General features: G+C 64.4%; 20 protein-coding genes and 1 pseudogene. 9 read left to right on the plus strand and 12 right to left on the minus strand.

Going from position 1 to position 20,371, the window contains the following annotated elements; genetic code table 11:
• Window positions 1-427, minus strand: a pseudogene (locus ACSHWJ_RS09945) (transposase); the annotation flags it as partial.
• Between the two features lie 284 nt (window positions 428-711).
• A complete protein-coding gene (locus ACSHWJ_RS09950; protein WP_371131238.1) occupies window positions 712-1,275 on the minus strand; it encodes an Arm DNA-binding domain-containing protein in 564 nt (187 codons plus the stop codon).
• A 12-nt stretch (window positions 1,276-1,287) separates the two neighbouring features.
• On the opposite strand from ACSHWJ_RS09950, the gene ACSHWJ_RS09955 reads away from it, so the two are divergent.
• Window positions 1,288-1,746, plus strand: a complete 459-nt coding sequence (locus ACSHWJ_RS09955; protein ID WP_010959714.1) for an EVE domain-containing protein — start codon at window positions 1,288-1,290, stop codon at window positions 1,744-1,746.
• 85 nt (window positions 1,747-1,831) lie between these two features.
• Here ACSHWJ_RS09955 and ilvA read toward each other — a convergent pair whose 3' ends face one another.
• Window positions 1,832-3,361 carry a threonine ammonia-lyase, biosynthetic gene (gene ilvA, locus ACSHWJ_RS09960; RefSeq protein WP_432539724.1) on the minus strand — a complete coding sequence of 510 codons (1,530 nt, stop codon included), beginning with the start codon at window positions 3,359-3,361 and terminating at the stop codon, window positions 1,832-1,834.
• Window positions 3,362-3,451: 90 nt separating this feature from the next.
• Here ilvA and rpiA point away from each other — a divergent pair, with 90 nt between their 5' ends.
• Window positions 3,452-4,108 (plus strand): ribose-5-phosphate isomerase RpiA, encoded by a 657-nt coding sequence (gene rpiA / locus ACSHWJ_RS09965; RefSeq protein WP_010959716.1) that lies wholly within the window; start codon window positions 3,452-3,454, stop codon window positions 4,106-4,108.
• Window positions 4,109-4,237: 129 nt separating this feature from the next.
• On the opposite strand, the gene ACSHWJ_RS09970 is transcribed toward rpiA, so the two are convergent.
• From ACSHWJ_RS09970 to ACSHWJ_RS09990, 5 genes are all read right to left on the minus strand, one after another.
• Window positions 4,238-4,795, minus strand: a complete 558-nt coding sequence (locus ACSHWJ_RS09970; RefSeq protein WP_010959717.1) for a hypothetical protein — start codon at window positions 4,793-4,795, stop codon at window positions 4,238-4,240.
• A 163-nt stretch (window positions 4,796-4,958) separates the two neighbouring features.
• Complete coding sequence (locus tag ACSHWJ_RS09975; protein WP_010959718.1) at window positions 4,959-5,342, minus strand: sulfite exporter TauE/SafE family protein; 384 nt, start codon at window positions 5,340-5,342, stop codon at window positions 4,959-4,961.
• Window positions 5,343-5,388: 46 nt separating this feature from the next.
• On the minus strand, window positions 5,389-5,964 hold the full coding sequence (locus tag ACSHWJ_RS09980; RefSeq protein WP_371131239.1) for a DNA-3-methyladenine glycosylase I: 576 nt from the start codon (window positions 5,962-5,964) through the stop codon (window positions 5,389-5,391).
• On the minus strand, window positions 5,961-6,794 hold the full coding sequence (locus ACSHWJ_RS09985; RefSeq protein ID WP_218797187.1) for a PHP domain-containing protein: 834 nt from the start codon (window positions 6,792-6,794) through the stop codon (window positions 5,961-5,963). The genes ACSHWJ_RS09980 and ACSHWJ_RS09985 overlap by 4 nt, the downstream gene beginning before the upstream one ends.
• Before the next feature lie 5 nt (window positions 6,795-6,799).
• Window positions 6,800-7,351, minus strand: coding sequence for an NUDIX hydrolase (locus ACSHWJ_RS09990; RefSeq protein WP_010959721.1), 552 nt, complete (start codon window positions 7,349-7,351; stop codon window positions 6,800-6,802).
• 233 nt (window positions 7,352-7,584) lie between these two features.
• Here ACSHWJ_RS09990 and purD point away from each other — a divergent pair, with 233 nt between their 5' ends.
• From purD to ACSHWJ_RS10015, 5 genes are read left to right on the plus strand one after another with little or no spacing between them, the layout of a single operon-like run.
• Window positions 7,585-8,868 (plus strand): phosphoribosylamine--glycine ligase, encoded by a 1,284-nt coding sequence (gene purD, locus ACSHWJ_RS09995; RefSeq protein WP_432539725.1) that lies wholly within the window; start codon window positions 7,585-7,587, stop codon window positions 8,866-8,868.
• A gap of 18 nt (window positions 8,869-8,886) precedes the next feature.
• On the plus strand, window positions 8,887-9,531 hold the full coding sequence (locus ACSHWJ_RS10000) for a paraquat-inducible protein A (RefSeq protein ID WP_026045939.1): 645 nt from the start codon (window positions 8,887-8,889) through the stop codon (window positions 9,529-9,531).
• Window positions 9,524-10,204 (plus strand): paraquat-inducible protein A, encoded by a 681-nt coding sequence (locus tag ACSHWJ_RS10005; protein WP_041360640.1) that lies wholly within the window; start codon window positions 9,524-9,526, stop codon window positions 10,202-10,204. Before ACSHWJ_RS10000 ends, ACSHWJ_RS10005 begins: the two co-directional genes overlap by 8 nt.
• Window positions 10,201-11,919 (plus strand): intermembrane transport protein PqiB, encoded by a 1,719-nt coding sequence (locus ACSHWJ_RS10010; protein WP_432539726.1) that lies wholly within the window; start codon window positions 10,201-10,203, stop codon window positions 11,917-11,919. Before ACSHWJ_RS10005 ends, ACSHWJ_RS10010 begins: the two co-directional genes overlap by 4 nt.
• An 11-nt stretch (window positions 11,920-11,930) precedes the next feature.
• Window positions 11,931-12,521 carry a PqiC family protein gene (locus tag ACSHWJ_RS10015; RefSeq protein WP_228370249.1) on the plus strand — a complete coding sequence of 197 codons (591 nt, stop codon included), beginning with the start codon at window positions 11,931-11,933 and terminating at the stop codon, window positions 12,519-12,521.
• 48 nt (window positions 12,522-12,569) lie between these two features.
• Here ACSHWJ_RS10015 and ACSHWJ_RS10020 read toward each other — a convergent pair whose 3' ends face one another.
• From ACSHWJ_RS10020 to ACSHWJ_RS10030, 3 genes are all read right to left on the minus strand, one after another.
• A complete protein-coding gene (locus tag ACSHWJ_RS10020) occupies window positions 12,570-13,979 on the minus strand; it encodes an esterase-like activity of phytase family protein (protein ID WP_432539727.1) in 1,410 nt (469 codons plus the stop codon).
• 111 nt (window positions 13,980-14,090) lie between these two features.
• Window positions 14,091-15,302 (minus strand): hypothetical protein, encoded by a 1,212-nt coding sequence (locus tag ACSHWJ_RS10025; RefSeq protein WP_432539728.1) that lies wholly within the window; start codon window positions 15,300-15,302, stop codon window positions 14,091-14,093.
• A gap of 116 nt (window positions 15,303-15,418) precedes the next feature.
• Window positions 15,419-17,884: a WD40/YVTN/BNR-like repeat-containing protein gene (locus ACSHWJ_RS10030; protein ID WP_432539729.1), complete on the minus strand. Its 2,466-nt coding sequence runs from the start codon at window positions 17,882-17,884 to the stop codon at window positions 15,419-15,421.
• 153 nt (window positions 17,885-18,037) lie between these two features.
• On the opposite strand from ACSHWJ_RS10030, the gene ACSHWJ_RS10035 reads away from it, so the two are divergent.
• Entirely contained in the window at window positions 18,038-19,129 is a 1,092-nt protein-coding gene (locus ACSHWJ_RS10035) for a M14 family zinc carboxypeptidase (RefSeq protein ID WP_432539730.1), read from the plus strand.
• Window positions 19,122-19,913 carry an alpha/beta fold hydrolase gene (locus ACSHWJ_RS10040; RefSeq protein ID WP_432539731.1) on the plus strand — a complete coding sequence of 264 codons (792 nt, stop codon included), beginning with the start codon at window positions 19,122-19,124 and terminating at the stop codon, window positions 19,911-19,913. Before ACSHWJ_RS10035 ends, ACSHWJ_RS10040 begins: the two co-directional genes overlap by 8 nt.
• Before the next feature lie 81 nt (window positions 19,914-19,994).
• On the opposite strand, the gene ACSHWJ_RS10045 is transcribed toward ACSHWJ_RS10040, so the two are convergent.
• Window positions 19,995-20,363, minus strand: coding sequence for a cupin domain-containing protein (locus tag ACSHWJ_RS10045; RefSeq protein ID WP_041360643.1), 369 nt, complete (start codon window positions 20,361-20,363; stop codon window positions 19,995-19,997).
• Between the last annotated feature and the right edge of the window lie 8 nt (window positions 20,364-20,371).

Here is a 20,371-nt window from a genome sequence, read left to right on the forward strand (position 1 = left end):
CCGCAGCCGCCACCCTGGCGGCGCAGCCAGTTGAAATACCCGCTGGCGCTGACCTGCAGTACCTCGCAGGAGAGGCTCACCGGGTAGCAGCGCTTCATTGGGTCAATCCAGGCGTACCTCGCAGCGTGTCCTGCGCGAAGTACGCCGCGGCTTTTTTTGCGATGTCGCGCTCCATGCGAAGACGGCTGACCTCGGCACGCAAACGCGCTATCTCCATCTGCTCGGGCGAGACCCGATCGGCTTTGTCTGCGTCGGCTACACCGCCGAGCGTGCCCTTGGCGGCCAGCCGCACCCCGTTGCCCAGGCTGGCCTTGGGGATGCCCAAGACCTTGGCCACCACCTCTATCGCCTGCCCGGCGCGCACCTGCCGCACCGCCTCCAGCTTGAACTCCCGCGTGTACTGCGCACGCACCTGCTTGTCACTCATCGCTTCTCTCCTTGTCGACATTTTCAACAAGGGCTAAGCACTCCACTTTGCAGGGGCAAGGTTAGAAGGCGCAGTCCCGGAAGCATTTTGCGTAAAGCCTCGTCCACCGTTTTGCCTGGCCCATCGAGATAGCGTGTCACATCGGCCAACAGCGTATTGGCCAAAGGAAAATCGATACCGGGAGTGCGGTCAACGCCGGCGCCTGTGATCAAGAGCATGTTCGTCGTTCCTCGTTCAGGATTCGTTACCGAAACATCCGTTCCACCACTGGGCAGGGGGATGCATTAGCTCCCCGGACCGATCTTCCTGCCATGTGGCGGGCCATGAAAGTGTCGATGGCCTGGCGGACGGAGGGGTGTGCGGTTTCGGCTGTTTCCTCGGCGGCCTTCTTCGCGGCCCTGGCTTTCTGCTCGCGCGCAAGCTGCGCTTCCCATTCGGCGACGGGATCGTGCCCGGCGCGTCGGGCATCCTTCCAGTTGCCGGCGATGGCGCGGGCCTGGCTCAGGGAAAGACGGCCATGGCGCAGCCATTCGGGAAGGCTGTCGCCCGGGGGCGCCCTCGCGGGAATATGCGCCGATGGTGTATTTTCTGCGCTTGCCGCCGAATTCGTATTCGATGAGCCAGGTTTTCGTGCCCTGAGGGCGTATGCGCAGGAAAAGTCCGTCGCCGTCGCCCAGACGATCACGCCTCCTGTCCGGCTTGGCGGATTCGCAGGTGACGGCAGCCAGCTTTCCCATGGGTGACGTGCTTTTTGGGCGGGATGTTAGGGATTCTGGGTGGAACTCACAAGACGAGACGTCGGCACAACGTTCCATATAATCAATGATAAATAGACTTTTCTGGAGCATCCGGGACTTACCATGCGTTACTGGCTGATGAAAACCGAGCCTGGCGAGTTCGGTATCGACGATCTGGCGGCGCGTCCGGCCCAGACCGAACCCTGGGACGGGGTTCGCAACTACCAGGCCCGCAACATGATGCGGGATGAAATGAAAGTGGGAGACGGCGTGCTGTTCTACCACTCGAACTGTGACGTGCCCGGCGTGGTCGGCATCGCCGAAATCGCGCGGGAAGCCTATCCGGATTTCACGGCCTTCGACCCCGACCACAAGCATTACGATCCGGCCAGCAAGCCGGAGGCTCCGCGCTGGTTCATGGTGGACGTCCGCTTCGTGCGCAAGCTGCGCCGCACCATCGCCCTGAGCGAATTGCGAGACAGGCCGGAACTTGCAGGGCTGGCCCTGGTGCGCAAGGCCAACCGGCTGTCGGTGATGCCGGTCAGCCCGGATCAGTGGAATTTCATCCTGTCCCTGGAGTGAATTCTCCCGGGGCAGGTGGGTTTCCTTGGTTCACGCGGGTCCGATGAGTGCAGCGTGATCGGACGACATTTGGGCGCAAGAACGATCACCCCCGCTCGCTGCCCCCCGCGAACAGCCGGTAGGCGGGGTTTTGGGTTTCCTCCTTGAAGGCGTAGCCGATGGCTTCGAGGAATTCCCGGAAGGCCTTGCGTTCCGGTTTCGGCACCTGGATGCCCATCAGTACCCGGCCGAAGGCGGCGCCGTGGTTGCGGTAATGGAACAGGCTGATGTTCCAGCGCCCGCCCATGATGGACAGGAAGCGCAGTAGCGCGCCGGGTCGCTCGGGGAATTCGAAGCTGTAGACCTGTTCGTCCAGCAGTTTCGGCGCGTGGCCGCCGACCATGTAGCGGATGTGTTCGATGGCGAGTTCGTTGCCGGTCAGGTCGAGCACGCCGAAGCCATGGCGTTCGAATTCGCGGACCAGGCTTTCGCGGTCGATCGCGCCGCTCGCCACCGGGAGGCCGACGAAGACCTGGGCGGCCTTTTCGTCGAAGAAACGGTAGTTGAATTCGGTGATGTTGCGGCGGCCCAGCACCCGGCAGAATTCGAGGAAGCTGCCGGGCCGCTCGGGGATCGTCACTGCCAGCAGCAGTTCGCGCTTTTCGCCGATCTCGGCGCGCTCGGCGACGTGGCGCAGCCGGTCGAAGTTGATGTTGGCGCCGCTTTCGATCGCCACCAGGCACGCGTTCTTGATTCCTGTTTCGGCCACGTATTTCTTGAGCCCGGCGATGCCCAGCGCGCCCGCCGGCTCGGCGATGGAGCGGGTGTCGTCGAAGATGTCCTTGATGGCGGCGCAGATTTCGTCGGTGTCGACGGTCACGACCTCGTCCACCCACTGGTGGGCGAGATGGAACGGTTCCTTGCCGACCTGCTTCACCGCGACGCCGTCGGCGAACAGGCCCACCTGCTTCAGGATCACCCGCCGCTTGGCTTTCAGCGCCCGGTGCAGGCAGTCGGAGTCCACTGGTTCCACGCCGATGACGCGGATGTCCGGGCGCACGAACTTGACGTAGGCGGCGATGCCGGCGATCAATCCGCCGCCGCCCACAGGCACGAAGATGGCGTGGATGGCGTCCTGGTGCTGGCGCAGGATTTCCATGCCGATGGTGCCTTGCCCGGCGATGACTTCCGGATCGTCGTAGGGGTGGACGAAGGTCAGACCCTGGTCGCGGGCCAGTTCCAGCGCATGTTCGTAGGCTTCGTCATAGGCGTCGCCATGCAGTACGACCTCACCGCCTCGGTTGCGCACCGCATCGACCTTGATCTGCGGGGTGGTGCAAGGCATCACGATCACGGCGCGGATGCCCAGCCGCTGCGCCGCCAGTGCCACGCCCTGGGCGTGGTTGCCGGCGGAGGCCGCGATCACGCCCGCTGCGCGCGCCTCGGGTGTGAGCGAGGCGATCTTGTTGTAGGCGCCGCGCAGCTTGAACGAGAACACCGGCTGCAGGTCCTCGCGCTTGATCAGCACCGTGTTGTCCAGCCGCCGCGACAGGCCGGGCGCCGGGTCCAGCGGGGTCTCCTGGGCCACGTCGTAGACACGGGCGCGCAGAATCTTCTCTATGTATTTTTGCAGCATGGTTCGGGGCAGGGGGCCATCATGGCAGCGGGGCGGTTTTCCCAGTATCATCCGCCACCGGTTTGATCACACACGATGGCAGATAAGGCAATGACTCAAGACGAACTCAAACGGAAAGTCGCCGAAGCGGCATTGGATTATGTCAAGGACGTCACCATCCTGGGGGTGGGAACCGGCTCGACCGTGAACCATTTTATTGATTTACTGGCCGATCTCAAAGGCGGGATCGAAGGTGCGGTGTCCAGCTCCCAGGCCAGCTCCGAGCGTCTGAAGAAGATCGGCATCCCGGTGCTCGACCTCAACGCCGCCGGCACCCTGGATGTCTACGTGGACGGCGCCGATGAAGTCAATGCCGCCAAGCAGATGATCAAGGGCGGCGGCGCGGCCCTGACCCGCGAGAAGATCGTGGCGGAGGCCAGCCGCAAGTTCGTCTGCATCGTCGATGAGACCAAGTGCGTCGACGTGCTGGGCAAGTTCCCGCTGCCGGTCGAGGTGATCCCGATGGCGCGCAGCCTGGTCGCCCGCCGCCTGGTGGAACTGGGGGGCACGCCGGTGTGGCGGGAGAACTGCATCACCGACAATGGCAATGTGATTCTCGACGTGCACAACCTCACCATCACCGATCCGGTCGAGCTGGAACGCCGAATCAACGATATCCCCGGGGTGGTCTGCAACGGCGTGTTCGCACTGCGGCCGGCGGACGTCGTGCTGATCGGATCGCCCAGCGGCGTGCGCACGCTCCCTTGAGGTCGGTGGGTCCCCCCGAGAGGGGGGCGCCGGTCGGGATCGCGGGCCAGGATGGCCGCGGTCCCGGCAAGATACCCGAGCGTGAACGGTTATCGGCAAAACGCCCTTCAAACCCAATGCCCTGTCAGTTCAAAGGGCGCCTTTCTTCTGGGCATCCCGGATGAATCGACCGATGCAGTCGGCCATGGCAAGCTCGATCGGTTCCGAGGGGGCATCCAGTTTATGGTCTTCCTGGCGGGCCTCACGAGTGGCTTCAAGCACGTTCGAGTAAACCACCTTACCGTTCGTCGCGACCGTGAAGTGAACGACGATATCGAACTTCATTCCGGTCATGCCAACCCAGTCGAAACTGAAGCGCCGGATTTCACCGGATATGCTGCGCGACCCACCATCCGACAGCGCATAGCCGGAGGAACCGAGCTCTTTCTTGAGGGCACCGGTGAACAGGGCATCGACGTTTTCCTGGAAAAAGGTGGAGGCCAGGCCCGATTTGTCTTGTTGTGCTTCGTTGGGCTCGACATCGCCCTTCGCGGCAGGGAGATATTCAAACGTTTCGACACGGATCTCCCCGATCCCTTTCGACAGGTTGGCGGGTTGGTACGAGATGTCGACATGCTGGGCGCATGCGCCGAGAAGACAGGCAAAGACGGACGCCGTCATCGATTTTGGGGGAAAAAGTCTGGACATGGGAGCTCCGATGTATTGCTCGAGGGGTAAGGTCAGGGTGCCCGGGTCGAGGGCGCGGCCGGTCGGTCATGGGATATCGGCCTAAGCAGAAGGAGCCGACGGTCACGATCTCCGCGGTCCTTCCGCCAAAGGAGACGGAAGACGAAGACCGTAGAAGACGCGGTCACAGCCAGCCCAGACGTTCGCAAGCGCCATAGATGAGGTATATCCCGACGATCCATACGAAAATGCCGAACATGAGGCGAAGATAGGGGCCTGGAATCTGATTGGCGAAGTAGGCGCCCGCCCAGGAACCGATCAGCATGGTCACGGCCAGAATGAGGGCGGCCCGGACATCCACGTTTCCGTGCCGGTAGTACTCGACCGCCGCCGCGATGCCGATGGGGGGGAGCAGGACCGCCACAGACGTTCCTGTTGCCATGTGCTGAGAATAACCTGCCCAGTAAACGAGCGCCGGCACGATCACCAATCCGCCGCCGATTCCGAAGAAGCCGGCGGCGAAGCCGCCGAGAATACCGATGATTACCAGGATCAACCATAACGGCATGGAAGCGCCCTTCGACGAGTTTGAAGTTTCTGGTTAGACCGGCGGATCAGCCGCCGTTCACCTCGCTCCAGCGGAAGCAGTCGACGAGGTGGTCGTTCACGAGCCCCGCCGCCTGCATGAAGGCGTAGCAGATGGTGGAGCCCACGAAGTTGCAGCCTCGGCGTTTGAGGTCCCGACTGAGCGTATCCGATAGCGGCGTGCGCGCCGGGATTTCGCGCGGGTGGCGCCAGGCGTTCCGTACCGGCTTGCCGTCGACGAACCGCCACAGGTAATCGTCGAAGCTGCCGAACTCATCCTGGATGCGCAGATAGACCCGGGCATTGCGCACCGCGGATTCTATTTTCAGACGGTTGCGCACGATGCCGGGGTTGGCCAGCAGGGCGGCGATCCTGGCCTCGTCGTAGCGGGCGACGGCTGCCGGATCGAAGCCGTCGAAAGCCTGCCGGTAGGCCTCCCGCTTCTTGACGATGGTGGTCCAGCTCAGTCCGGCCTGCGCCCCGTCCAATACCAGGTATTCGAACAGTTTCACGTCGTCGTGCAGGGGAACGCCCCATTCCGTGTCGTGGTAGACGGTTTCCTCCGGGCTGCGCAGCGCCCAGGCGCACCGGATGATGGGGCTCACCGGCCGTCCTCCCAGCGGCTCCAGACCGGCGTGAGGCCGGCCGGCAGCGGCGGAATTCTTCCGAGCTTCAGCCAGCTCTGTTCGGGACCATGGTAGTCGGAACCGACCGATGCCAACAGTCCGTGGCGGCGGGCGATGGCGGCGTTGGCCTGGATGTCGGACGAAGTGGCGTTGCCGGAAACGACCTCGATCGCCTCGCCGCCGGCGGCTTTGAAGTCGCCGGCGAGGCGGCCGATCCAGCTTCCGGTCATCTTGTAGCGTTGCGGGTGCGCCAGCACCGCAACGCCCCCCGCTTCGATGATCCAGCCGACGGCGGCGGTCATTTCGGCCCACACGGTGGGGACATGGCCCGGCTTGCCCTGGGTCAGGAACTTGTCGAAGACGTCCCGCACGGTCGCGGCCTGGCCGAGCTGCACCAGGGCGCGGGCGAAATGGGTGCGGGTGACCATGCCGGCGCCGGCCAGCCCCACTGCGATTTCGAGTGTGCCGGGAATGCCTTTCTTCGTCAGCCGCCGGTCCATTTCCTGCGCCCGTTCGAAGCGCATGGCCTGGAGCCGGCGCATGCCTTGGTTCAGACCGGGATGATCCGGGACGATGTTCAAGCCTACGACGTGGATGGTCCGCGATTCCCAGGTCACCGACAGTTCGACACCGGGAATCAAACACAGGCCCGCTTCGGCCGCCGCGGCGCCGGCTTCCTTCAGACCGGCCACCGAGTCATGGTCGGTCAGGGCGAGCGTGCGGATGCCGCCGGCGGTGGCGGCGCGCACCAGTTCGGCGGGGGAGAGCGTGCCGTCGGAGGCCGTCGAATGGGCGTGGAGGTCGTACAAAGGCTCTAATCGCGAATCAGGCGGTCGTCCGGGCCCAGGGTTTCCACATGCAGGCCGAAGGCCCCGTTGCGCCGGTCTTCGAAGAACAGGGCGAGCGAGCGGTGGACGGTTTCGAAAGCCAGTTCGTCCCAGGGGATTTCCGTTTCTTCGAACAGCCGCGTTTCCAGGCTTTCCAGGCCGGCGGCCACGTCCGGGCTGAGCAGCTCGGCTCGGAAGAAGGCATAGACCTGCGACAGATGCGGCAGGCTGAACAGGGTGTAAAGTGAATCGATCCGCACCCGCGCGGTGGCTTCCTCGTAGGACTCGCGTTCGGCCGCCTGCTCCAGCGTCTCTCCCAGTTCCATGAAGCCGGCGGGCAGGGTCCAGAACCCGTGGCGCGGCTCGATGGCGCGCCGGCACAGCAGGACCTGGCCGTTCCACACGGGAATGCAGCCGGCTATCACCTTGGGGTTGCGATAATGGATGGTGCCGCAGGCATCGCAGATGTGGCGGGGCCGGTCGTCTCCCGCCGGGATTCCCAGGCGCAGCGGCGCGGCGCACTGGCTGCAGTACTTCATGATTTTTCACCCGGCCGCCGGCGCCTGGGGTGTGGCTGTCGGATCATCATCCGCGTGGCGTGAATCATCGAAGTCTCACAGTATGCCATGTCCCGACCCGCCCAGGGCGTATAATTGCGCTCACCTCAGCCGAAGCGGCAGGCGCGATGGCCCGGGTGGTGCGGGCGTAATACCATTCCCCTCCGCGTGGCGAGCAGGCAGTTTCCCTAAATCGATCCGGAGTCTCGCATTTCATGAAAATCCTCATCGTGGGCAGCGGTGGCCGCGAACACGCGCTGGCCTGGAAAGCCGCCCAGTCACCCCGCGTACGCAAAGTATTCGTGGCTCCCGGCAACGCTGGCACGGCCTTGGAGCCTGGCGTGGAGAACGTGACCGTCGCGGCGGACGATGTGGCGGGCCTGCTGGAGTTTGCCAAGGCAGCGGGTGTGACGCTCACCATCGTCGGTCCCGAGGCGCCGCTGGTCGCCGGTATCGTCGACGCCTTCCGGGCCGCGGGACTGGCCTGTTTCGGGCCGACCCGGCAGGCGGCCCAGTTGGAGGGCTCCAAGGCGTTTTGCAAGGATTTCCTGGCCCGCCATGGCATTCCGACCGCGGCATACCAGGTTTTCACCGATGCCGGGGAGGCCGAGGACTACATCCGCCGAAAAGGCGCGCCCATCGTGGTCAAGGCCGATGGGCTGGCGGCCGGCAAGGGCGTGATCGTGGCGCAGAGCGAGGACGAGGCGATCGCGGCGGTGCGCGACATGCTGGCCGGCGACGCCTTCGGCAGCGCCGGGCACCGGGTGGTGGTCGAGGAGTTCCTGCCGGGGGAGGAAGCCAGCTTCATCGTCATGGCGGACGGCGAGCACGCCTTGCCGATGGCGACTTCGCAGGATCACAAGGCGCGCGACGAAGGCGATCGCGGCCCGAACACCGGCGGTATGGGGGCCTATTCCCCGGCACCGGTGGTGACGCCGGAAATCCACCAGCGGGTGATGGAGGAAATCATTCTGCCGACGCTCGCCGGGATGAAGGCGGACGGGATGCCCTATACCGGGTTTCTCTATGCCGGATTGATGGTCGCTCCGGACGGCGGTTGCAAGGTGCTGGAGTTCAACTGCCGTTTCGGCGATCCGGAAACCCAGCCCATCATGATGCGACTGCGCAGTGACCTGGTGGATCTCTGCTGCGCCGCGGAGGAGGGGCGGCTCGACGTGGTGAAGGCCGACTGGGATCCGCGTGTCGCGCTCGGAGTGGTCATGGCCGCCGGGGGATATCCGTTCGATTATCGTAAAGACGACGTGATCGAAGGGCTGGGACTGGCGATCGCGCCTGGCGCCAAGGTGTTCCATGCGGGAACCCGTCTGGACGGCGGCCGGGTGGTCACGGCCGGCGGCCGGGTACTCTGCGTCACGGCGTTGGGGAAGACCGTCGCACAGGCGCAGGCCGCCGCCTACCGGCTGGTGGAGAAGATCCGCTGGCCAGACGCGTATTGGCGCAGGGACATCGGCCACCGCGCCATCGGGCGCGGCGTCTAGGCGGACCGGCTGGCGGCCATGATGGGATCCGGCACGAGCGAGTATGCGGTCGCCGAGTACGCCCTCGTCGCCTGCCACGACTGTGATCTGCTGTTCCGCAAACCCCGGTTGCAGCCGGGACAGAAGGCGCGTTGCCCCCGTTGTGGTGCGGTTCTGTTCCAACGCAAGCGCAGCAGGATGGATCAGCCGCTCGCGCTGGCATGCACCAGCCTGGTCCTGTTCATCCTGGCCAATGCTTATCCCTTGCTGAGGATGAACATCGCCGGGCGGGTTCAGGAGGGCTCGTTGCTGACCGGCATCGAGGAGCTCTATTCGCAAGGCTATTGGGAGATTTCCGTGCTGGTGTTCGTCGTCACTTTGCTGGCGCCACTGGCCAAGATGCTTTGCCTCTTCTACGTGCTGCTGCCGCTGTGGCTGTTCGGACGGCGGGCGCCGAAGGCGGAGCGGGTGTTCCGTTGGATGGAGCAGTTGTCGCCCTGGGCCATGACGGAGGTGTTCATGCTGGGCATCCTGGTGGCCGTGGTCAAACTGGCCGATCTGGCCGTTCTCTCGCCGGGCCTTGCCCTCTATTCCTTCGCCGGACTGATGGTGTCCATGGCGGCGGGGGATGCCGTGCTGGATGATCACGAGATCTGGGAACGGCTGGAGGCCGCCGGTGGCTGAGCATCAGAAGACCGCCGCCGAAGCCGGCTACCTGCTCTGCCACTGCTGCCGTCTGCTCAGCCGGCCCCTGCCAGGCTCGGTCCGTCCCCGCTGCCCGCGCTGCGGCGCGGTCCTGCACCGGCGCAAACCCGACAGCCTGGCGCGGACCTGGGCGCTGACGCTGACGGCTTACATCCTTTACATTCCCGCCAATCTGCTGCCGGTCATGACCGTGACGATGTCCGGCCGGGGCGAGCCCGACACCATCCTCAGCGGCGTCAAGGAACTGATCGTGGGCGGAATGTGGCCGCTGGCCCTGCTGGTGTTCTTTGCCAGCATCGTAGTGCCGGTGCTCAAACTCCTGGTAATGACCTTTTTGCTGCTGTCGGTCCAGTTCGGTTCGTCTTGGCGGCCGTGGGAGCGCACCGTGCTTTACCGGCTTACCGAATCGATCGGACGCTGGTCGATGATCGACATTTTCGTGATCACCATCCTGGTGGCGGTGGTCGAACTGGGCGCCCTGGCGACCATCGAGGCCGGCGCCGGCGCCGTGGCGTTCGGCGGCGTGGTCGTGGTGACCATGTTCGCGGCGATGAGTTTCGATCCCCGCCTGATCTGGGATCGCATGGCGTCGAAGGACGGCGAGGTTTCTTCCCACCCCGGCCCCGAGGCGGGTTACTGGATGCAGCAATGAACGAATCCCCAAAGGAAGGCGCCGGCGGCGCGCCGGACTACGATGTCTGGGAGGCGGAGGTCAAATCCTCCCGCGGCCTGCCGCTGGTCTGGCTGATCCCGCTGGTAGCATTGGGTATCGGTATCTGGCTGGCCTATAGGACGCTGAGCGAGGAGGGACCCACCATCACGTTGCTGTTCAAGGAGGCGCCAGGGCTCGAGGCGGGGAAAAGCAAGATCAAGTTCAAAGACGTGGAGATCGGCACCGTCGAGTCGGTGGTGCTGAACGAGGACCTGACGGGGGTCGTCGTCACCGCCAAGATGGAGAAACACGTCGCCACCCACCTCGGTGAAAACACCGCCTTCTGGGTGGTGAAGCCGGAATTGGGGCTGGGCGGCGTCTCCGGCCTGGACACGCTGATGGCAGGAAACTACATCGCCGTCGAGTTCGGTGGCGGCAAGGTCGTCCGCAGATTCGTCGGACTCGAGCGTCCGCCCCGGATCAAGGCGGACACCCCGGGTCGCTCGTTTTTCCTCTCGGCGGACAATGCGGGGCCGCTGAAATACGGCACCCCGGTCTATTTCCGTGACATCGAGGTCGGGCAGGTGGTGAACGTCGGGCTGGCCGAGGACAACCGGAGTGTCCAGGTCGAAATCTTCATCGACGCGCCTTATCACCGCCTCGTACACAACAGTACCCGCTTCTGGCAGGTCAGCGGGATCGATCTGTCCCTCAGTGCCCAGGGCGTCAACCTCAAGGTCGGTTCGATCATGTCCCTGCTCCAGGGTGGCATCACGTTCGAAACGCCGACACTCAACGATCCCAAGGTGCAGTCCAGCGAGCCCAATACCCGTTTCAGGCTGCACAAGGATTTCGCCAGCATCGCCGAAGGGACCTATACGCTGCGCCAGCCTTATCTGCTGTTCTTCGACGACTCCGTGCGGGGGTTGAACGTGGGTGCGCCGGTCGAACTCAAGGGCATCCGGGTCGGCACGGTGACCGAGTTGAAGCTCGCGCTGGATTTCGGCGCGCATAAGATCCGGATTCCCGTGGTCATCGAAATCGACCCCGAGCGGCTCATTCCCTATGGCGCGGAGGAAATCATCGAGCGGGCGAAGAAGGAATATAAGGCGGCGATGGAGGCCGGCCGCCGCCCCTTCATGGAAAAACTGGTGGAGCGTGGTCTCCGTGCCCGGCTCAGGACCGGCAACCTCCTGACCGGGCAGCTTTACGTCGACCTCGACTTCTATCCGGAAAGCCCGCCGAAAAGTCTGGATTACAGTGGTCAGTACCCCGAGCTGCCGACTCTGCCCTCGGTGGCGGACGAACTGCAGCGCAACGTCACCGAGATCATTGCGAACCTCAAGAAGATACCCCTGGACAAGATCGGCCAGGAGCTGCTCGGCACCGTGCAAGGCAGCAATCGCCTGCTCAATTCGCCGGAACTCAAGGAGGCCGTCGGTTCCCTGAACCTTGCCCTGAAGGACCTGCGCCATCTGGCCCAGACTGCGGACCGGGAAATGGTGACCCTCACCGCGGCGGCGGAAAAGAGCCTCAGCTCCACCGCCAGGGTGCTGGAGCAGCTCGAACCGGGCTCGGCGATGGCGGTGGACATCAGCAACGCGCTGGAAGAACTCGCCGCCTCCGCCCGTTCCATCCGCGCCCTGACCGACTATCTCGAACGCCATCCGGAAGCCCTGCTGCACGGCAAGGGTGGATCGGGAGGCAAGCCATGAGGGAACCCGCGATGCGATCGACTTTTCTGACGGCGAGCCTCGGCGCGCTGTTGCTGACCGGCTGCGGCACCAGCCCCGACACCCGCTTCTACGTGCTCTCCGCCGTCCAGGAGCCGGCCCGTGCGCTTGCCGGTCAGGAGCGCGAGATCGCGCTCGGCGTGGGCCCGGTCGAATTGCCGGAGTACCTGGACCGCCCCCAGATCGTGACGCGGAGAGACCCGAACGAGCTCCAGCTCGCCGAGTTCGACAAATGGGCGGAGTCGCTCAAAGACGGCGTGACCCAGGTGCTCGCGGAAAACCTCGCGACGCGCCTTCCGAGCCGGAAAGTGGTGACCTACCCTTGGAAGCGTTCCGCCCAGGTGGACTATCAGCTCGTGGTGAAGGTGACCCGCTTCGAAGGGAGTGGCGGGGAGGCGGTGCTGAGCGTGCGCTGGTCGGTGTCCAGCGGCGACGGCAAGACCGAGCTGCTGGTCCGTGAATCCCGCTACGCGGAGCCAGCCGCCGGCACGGACTACCGGGCGACCGTGGCCGCCATGAACCGGGCGTTGGCCCGGTTCAGCAGGGACGTAGCCGAAGCGGTGCGGAGCCTGGGCCGGGTTTGATCACGCCAGACCCGGTCAGGACCGGCAGCGCGTCTCCCTCCGGTGGCTTCACCTGAAGGTGAAGGAGGCTCCTGCGATCTTTTGTTTCTGGAACACCGTCGGCTTTCCTCCCGCGTCGGTGCCCAGGTCGGCATCGTCGAAGGCGAACAGGTAGAAGTTGTTCGGATTGGCGACGCCGTCGGGGTGGTTGGAGTCGGTGATGCTGGGCAGGAAGTCGTTGTCGTTGGCGACGAACAGCGTGTGTCGCTTCCGGCCGTCGATCGTGACATCCGGGCCGAACGCGATGCCTTCGATCTTGGAGGGAATGTCGTAGGCGCTGATGCCGGCGTCGGCCAGGGCCGCCTTGAAGTCCAGGAACAGGGTCTTGGGGACGGCGTAGGCGGACAGGTCGCCGCTGATTCCACTCACGTCGGCGGCGCCGGCGAGGTCGATCTTGAACAGCTTCTTGACCTTGGCGGAGCTGTCGTCGCCCAGTCCCTTGCCATCGCGTTCGTCCACCAGGAACTCGTGATCGTTGATCGCGAGGATTTCGCTGACGCCGGAGCCTTCCGTCAGCCGGTAGGCGTATTCGTGGGTCATGCCGGTCGCGATGCCGAGGGTGACGATACGGACGCTGTTCTTCTTGTCCTGTGTCAGGTTGGCTTGCATGACGCCAACCAGGGTCTTGCCGTCCGGTGTGATGGCCAGGCCCTCCATGCCCTTGTTGGCGATGCGCCCCACCGTGTTGCCGGCGATTTCGTCAGCGCTTCTGGGGCTCGGGGTTGTGACGGCGAAGTGGTCGGGCAGCGTGAACGATTTGATCCGTTTACCGCTGAGACGGTCGAACTGGTAAACGTAGGGGCCGTATTCGTCGGAGACGAAGACGCTGCGACCGTCATTGGAGAGACGGATGCCTTCCGGGTCCAGCCTGCCGTTGTCGGGGTTGGTCGAGGGGGCGGCGGGGTCGAAATTGTCCGAGCGGCCGGTGAAATAGAAGCTGCGCCTGCCGTTCAATGCCGGTGCGCCGCTCCCCAGGGTGTGGCTTTCGTCCGTGCCGAGGGCGCCGGTTCCGTAGACGAGCGGAGTGGCGCTGAAGAAGAGAGTGGTGGAAAGCAGCACGGGTGTCAGGGTGAAGGGGAGACCCGATCCGCCGCCGTTGCGCTTGAGCTGGAAATCGAAGGTCTGGAAGCGGTTGATGTAGGAGGCGGTGTCATCCACCAGCGGGTTGTAAGGCGTGGCGTTCGGACCGCGGTCGGGCAGCGCGAGGAACAGGGAGCCGCCGGCCCAGGCCAGTCCGGAGCCCAGGCCGCCGAGAACGTTACCGCTGACCCCGGTTTCCAAGGGAGCGTGGGTTCTGGCCGCCCGGTCGAAGGAGGCGGGATCGGCGCTGCCGATCGCAATGAGGTCTATGCCGGCATGGCAGGCGTTCGCGGCGAACAGGGCCGCGGCGACGGTGGACAACTGCATTTTCTTGGTCATGGGTCGGTCACCTCGGGTGGATGGAACCCGGAAGGCTAGCAGCCGACCGTGACATGGCGGTTGCAGTAGGATGAAGAATGTTTTTTTGCCGCGACGACAAGGCGATGTGAGTCATTCCATCTGCACGAATTCATCGGCGAGTTCGACGTAGTGCGGTTTGCCGAGTATCTGTTTGGCATACTCGATGGCCAGGATGGATTCCATGTCTTCCCGGCTCAGTGAGTCCAGGTAGTGCCCGTCGCGAAACAGCGCCTGTACCTCGCCGTCGGCGAGCAGGCCTTCTTCCTCGCAGCGCTTCCGCAATCCGGCGAGGTAGTCCTGTGTGAGCCGCTTCAGGCGGGACTGTGGCAGGCGCGCCACGGCGCGGAAGTTCCGGGCCAGTATCGCGGTGTCGTCGGTGCGGGGATGCTCGGCGATCCGCTTGAACACATCGCCGAAGCGCCGCAGGCCGCTGAAGATGTGTTGGCTGTTGACCACGTTGATGCCGGCCCAGCCGGCTCGGATCCATTTGAACGCGCCGAAGCGCGTTTTCGGCGGGCTGGTCTCGGTTTCGAGGTAGAACGCCACCGATTGCGAGCCGTACATATAGGTGCTGGCCCAGCCGAGTCCCGTGCGGTTCAGACCGGTCTGGTCGGTGTAGAGATAGTCCCAGTTGTCGTCCGGTCCTACGATGATGCCCTTGCGCCCGACCCTGGACTCACCGGTCTGGCTGGAGAGGCTGATCAAGAGCTTGCGTCCGCCCACCCGGGTCAGGAGGAGGGTACGGTACAGGTCGTATTCGTAATAGGCGCCGGAGTGGCTGTCCGGCGAATTGACCAGGTGCTCCATTCCGGTGACCACGACCGGCTTGTCCGGCGCGGTCGGCTGGGCCCACAGTTCCGGCAGCCTTTGTCCCGGGGCGTCGACCGTGGTCCAGCGCTCGGTACGCACGGTGGAGGGGGCGGAGAATACCGAAGGAATATCGTTGCTGTAGGTCAGGCGGAGCAGGTGGTCCAGGCTGCGGCGGAGATCAGATTCGTAGTAGGCCGAAGCGGCGCCGTTGCGCTCCCCGGCGCGGTAGAGCCTCGCTTCGTCTTTTGGGCTTGTGACGAAATCGAGGAGCCGGCCGATGCGGGCGGCGTCGAACCGGTGGGGATCGAGCCGGTTCTTGCCGACGAAGCCGAGCAGGTAGTCCAGTTCGCCGTTCAAGGCCGCGGGCAGACTGGTCTCCCGGTCCGTCGGGTCTGCGAGGCAGGGGGGGGAGGCGAGCGTCAGGAGGGCGAATGCCAGACAAAGGTTTCGTTTGTCCTTCCAGTTGGATTTGAGCCGCTCAATCACCGTCATGTCCCTGTCACGCAGAAAATCACCGGCGATTTTACAGCGTCCGGGTGCCGGCGTCGGAAGCCTCGGATCAGATCATCCCGGCAGCGGGACTGTTGCCGGGATGGGAAAGGCGCCGCCTACTTGAAGCCGACGGTCCAAACGCCTCGTCCGAGGGTGGCGGCGACGAGCACATGGTGTTCGCCGTCATAGCGCAGGTCGTTCACGAGCGCATTGGCCAGTCCTTTATCCACGGTCGCCCAGTCTCCTCGGGTCTCGGGACTGCGGAGTTGCGCGACGCCGTAGCCGCCACCCGCGACCAGCACGGTGTCCGGGGAGTACGAATCGGCGCCTTTCACCGTAAGGGTCCTGACCGGACCTTTCAGCAGGTCTTTCAGGTTTGCGGTGAGTTCGCTCCAGCTCTGACCTTCGTCGAAAGAAGCCCAAATCCGGTCTTTGTCGTCCACGACGAAGACGTGCCCATAGTCCTGCGGATCGATGGCGAGATCGACGACACCGCTGCCCTTGTAGCTGCCCAGGGCGGCAACCTGCTCGCCAACGTTCGTGCGGTGCAGAATCCGGCCAGTGGTTTCTCCGGTTGCCTCCGGCTCTTCAGCGTTGGCGACTCCAGCCATGGGAAGGGATTTTTCAACGTCATCGTCTTCGGGCTGGGGGTCCTGCCTGCTGCTGGTGCCCGCATACAAGACGTCCGCGAATTCGGCGCCCTGCCGGCGGCCGCCGTAAGCCAGGGCTTTTACATAGCCGTCGCCTTCGTATATGGCATCGAGCAGGTCGCCGCGGTTCAAGGATTCGTAAAGCTTCGTCGTGCCGATGAGCATCCGCTTCGGATCGACGAGGTTGAGGACGTAACGGTTGTAGAACTGCACGGTGTCGTCGATCCTCGTCAAAGGCTTGCCGGTCCCCTTGACTCGAAGCCTGACGGCTTGCTCCGACCCCTTGATCATGCGGCCCCGGGCATTCCAGGCCGATCGGGTGAAGAATCCGAGTTCTGCGTAGGTGTAGTAACGAATCGATTTGCCCGGATGACCATTCACATCCGAGTCCACGGCGACCACGCCGCCATCGCCCTCGATGAGCGTCTTCCAGGAGAAGTCGTTTTGAGCCGTTTGGGCGGCGGAGCCGTTGTCCTGGGTGCCGCAGAACGCCAAGCCGCTGAGGGGATCGTAAGCTGCGGAGATGGTTTCCGCCAACCGGAGATTCCCGAGCAGGGAAACCCAGCGCCGGTGCTTGCGGTCAGCGGGCTTGACCAGTCGATAGATTCCGCCGTCGTTGGCCTGCAGGAGATTGCCGTCGGCATCGAACACCATGTTCCGCGAATCGGCGTGGGGTGAGGTGCCGTTGGCGCCTTTGCAGACGGCGGGTTCCCATCTCCTGCCGTTGTAGCGGTAGACGTTGGCGCTCCACCTGGTGCAGCCCAGGGCGTTAGGATTGGTTACCGAAATGTTCCCGCCGTTGGCTGGTCCGGTCTGGACGTCACCACTGAGATATACGGCATTCGGGTCGCCGATGTCGGCGAGCAATGCGCCATGAATGGATGCCTGTGCTCCAGGGGATACATTCGGTATGTCCGGAAGCTTCGTCCAGTTTGCCCCTCGATCGGAGGATCGGTACACGCTGTCCCATACGTCTTTGTATTCCTCTTTCCCGCTTTTGTCCGTCTTCTTTTTCTGGACGGCCACGGCGGCGTAAAGCACATTGCCGCCTTCGGAGTGATGGAGGGACAGCAGGATACGCAACGACGGGTCGGGGCCGTCCACGGGTGCAGTGCCCATGCGCGACCAGGTGACGCCGCCATTGTCGCTGCGGTAGATGCCGGGTTGTCCGGAATTCGGCTCGGGGCCTCTGTCGGGTGAAAGCGAGGGGGCAACGGCCGGGATCGCCGCGTATAGTCTTTGCGGGGCGGCGGGATCGGCAATGAGGCTGCTGACCCCGGCGTCCGGCAGTCCCGATCCGTCCTTGCCCGAAATGCGCTCGAATTTCTCTCCGCCGTCAGTGCTGCGGTAGACGCCGCCTTTTTCGTAAAAGTTGGCAGCCAGCACCACGTTTCCGTCATCCATCGCCGTGGGCACGATGCTGGTCACGCGCTTGTCCTTGAACGTGTCCGTCGCCAGCACCTTCCATGAGGTACCGCCGTCATCGGAGCGGGCGACGCCGAAGCCGGGGTTTCCCTCGCCGCCGTTGGAGCTGGTGCTGCCGGTGCCGGCAAACAGCCGGTTGCGGTTGAGGGGGCTGGAGGCTAGCGAGGCGATGGAAAGTGCCGGCAGCTGGGTGTCCGTCAAGGGTGTCCAGTTGGGGGAGACATCTTTTGCATTGGTCGTTTTCCAAACTCCGCCATTGACCGTGCCCACGTAAAGAATGTCGCCATTCGACGGGTCGGGCACGATGGCGTTGATGGCGCCCGACACGGGGTTGCGCGGATCTTTGAGGCCTTCCGTCTGGCCGTTGATGGTCGGGCCAGGGCCTTGCTCCACCCAGTCGGCGAGGCTGGGGTCCGCGGTCATTGCGCCCAACAGCGCCGAAATGCAGCAGGCGAAGCGAACCGGCCGCTTGGCGGTCCGGGCAATCGTGTGGGTGTCGGTCGGCATCAAGAGGTTCTCCCGGTCGGTTATATTTGTTTGGTCGGGCGGTCCAGGTTTGGTGCCCGCATCTAGCGTATCAAAAGTAGTGTTACAGTCGGTATTGGAGACGGGGTGAATCCGGGTTGACCCTCCTCCCCATACATTTACAATGCCCGCGCCATGATCGCATCCCAAGAGCACATCTTCCGGGCCGAGGATGAATCCCTGCCACTCACGCGCAACCTGCTGCGGGGATTGCCGGAACTGCGCGAAATCCTGCTGCTGGTGGAACATCTGAAGGAGTTTCCCGAACTCGGCCGGGTCGAAACCCTGGCGCGGCTGCGGCACGGCGAGGAGAGTTTTCCGCTGCTTGCGATAAGTTTCGGCCCCGCCGATCCGACCACGCCGGTGCTGGCGCTGTTCGGCGGCGTGCACGGCCTCGAACGCATCGGTACCCGGGTGGTGATCGCCTATCTGCGCACCATCCTAGAACTCGCCCGCTGGGACGAGGTGACCCGGGAGATGCTGCGGAAGACCCGGCTGTTGATGGTGCCGCTGGTCAATCCCGTCGGAATGTATCTGAAGCGCCGTTCCAACGGCGAGTTCGTCGATCTCATGCGCAACGCGCCGGTGCAGGCGGAGGGGCTATCGCCCTGGCATCTGTTCGCGGGGCAGCGGCTGTCGCCGAGTCTGCCCTGGTATCAGGGCGCCGCTGATGCACCGATGCAGACCGAGGCACAGGCATTGTGCGACTTCGTGCAGCGGGAAATCTTTCCGGCGCGCATCGCCCTGAGCGTGGACGTCCACTCCGGTTATGGCCGTGTGGACCGACTCTGGTTCCCTTACGCGAAGACGCGGGAGCCGTTTCCGAACCTGCCGGAAGCAGTGGCGCTCAAACATCTGCTCGACCGTACCCATCCCAACCACGTCTATTGCATGGAGCCGCAGTCCCGCCAGTACCTGGCCCACGGAGATTTGTGGGATTACCTGTACGACCGTTACCGGGAAGATCAGCCGGCCGGCCGGTTCATCCCTTTCACGCTGGAGCTGGGCTCCTGGGCCTGGATCCGGAAGAACTGGAGCCAGTTGTTCTCCATCCTGGGCGTATTCAATCCGCGCATGCCCCACCGCGTGCGCCGCACCCTGCGTCGTCATCTGTTCCTGTTCGACCTGCTCTACCGCGCGGTGCGATCGCCGGAGCCCTGGACCGGCCTGGATCGCGGCGAGCGCCGCCGGCTCATGCAGCAGGGCCTGGACTACTGGTATGTCTGAGAGGACCGGTCCGGCGGAATGGGTGCTCATCCGCGGGCTGGTTCGGGAGAGCGCCCATTGGGACGGGTTTCCCCAGGTGTTCTCCGACGCCGTGCCGGGTGCCCGGGTCCGGACGGTCGACCTGCCCGGCAATGGCCGGCACTGGCGTCTCGACAGCCCGCTTTCCATCCGGGAGACGATGGAGTTCGCCCGCGCCGAACTCGGAACGGAAGCCGGCATGCCGCGCTATCTTCTCGCCTTGTCTCTCGGGGCGATGGTCGCCCTCGAATGGATCGCGCGCCATCCCCGTGAAATCGCGGGCGCCGTCCTGATCAACACCAGCCTGAGCAGTCTGAGTCCGCTGTACCGCCGCCTGAACTGGCGCGTCTGGCCGGAAGTTGTGCGAGCGCTGCTGACGGCCGACGTCGCCGCGAGGGAGCGGGCCATCCTCCGCCTCACAAGCCGTTCCGCCGCGGAGGATCCACTCCGCGTGCTGGCGCGGGCCGAAGTCTACCGCCAGCGTCCGATCCGTAAGGCCAACGTGTTTCGGCAGCTTTGGGCCGCGGCTCGCTACCGCCCCCCTGCGGAAACCCCCGCCGTCCCCGTGCTGGTGCTCGGCAGCCGGGGCGACCGGCTGGTCGGCCCGGAGTGCTCCGAAGCCATTGCGCGGCACTGGGGATTGCCGTTGAAAATGCATCCGGACGCGGGACACGATCTTCCGCTGGATGACCCCGCCTGGACGGTCGAAGCCATTTTGGCCTGGCTGGGAACCGGGCCAGAACGTGAACCGGATTCGCGCGGCTGACTTCCCCGCCGATGGCCGAGGCCGGTCGGGTCTCGGCGCCGACCGGCGGTTCCTTTCCCTCGGAGTTCCGCATCCATTGCCTCAGCCGGCAGTTTTCTGCGGAAACGAAATCTCCAGTACCAGGCAACCGTCGTCGGTGCGGAATGGCCCATGGACTTCGCCCGGCGGGCGGCTGGCATAGTGGCCGGTTTCCAGCCACAGCTCGAAGGCTTGATCGTACAGCCTTCCTGAGACGATGAAGATTTCCTCCGGATAGTCGTGGCTCTTGCCGCCCAGCGCGGCGGTGTCCGCGCCGGGGAAGAAGCGGGTCAGCCGCGTGCATTCGCCGGTCGTCTCGTCCAGGCTCAGGGTCAGGTGCTCGGCCATGCCTTCCAGGCCGGGCACGGCCGTCCAGCCGGCGTCGGCGGACTGGGTCAGGGGATTCCAGTAGCGTATGGTCGATTTTGGCATGGGGCGAC

This window comes from Methylococcus sp. S1M (genome assembly GCF_051295855.1).
Classification (GTDB): Bacteria; Pseudomonadota; Gammaproteobacteria; order Methylococcales; family Methylococcaceae; genus Methylococcus; species Methylococcus capsulatus.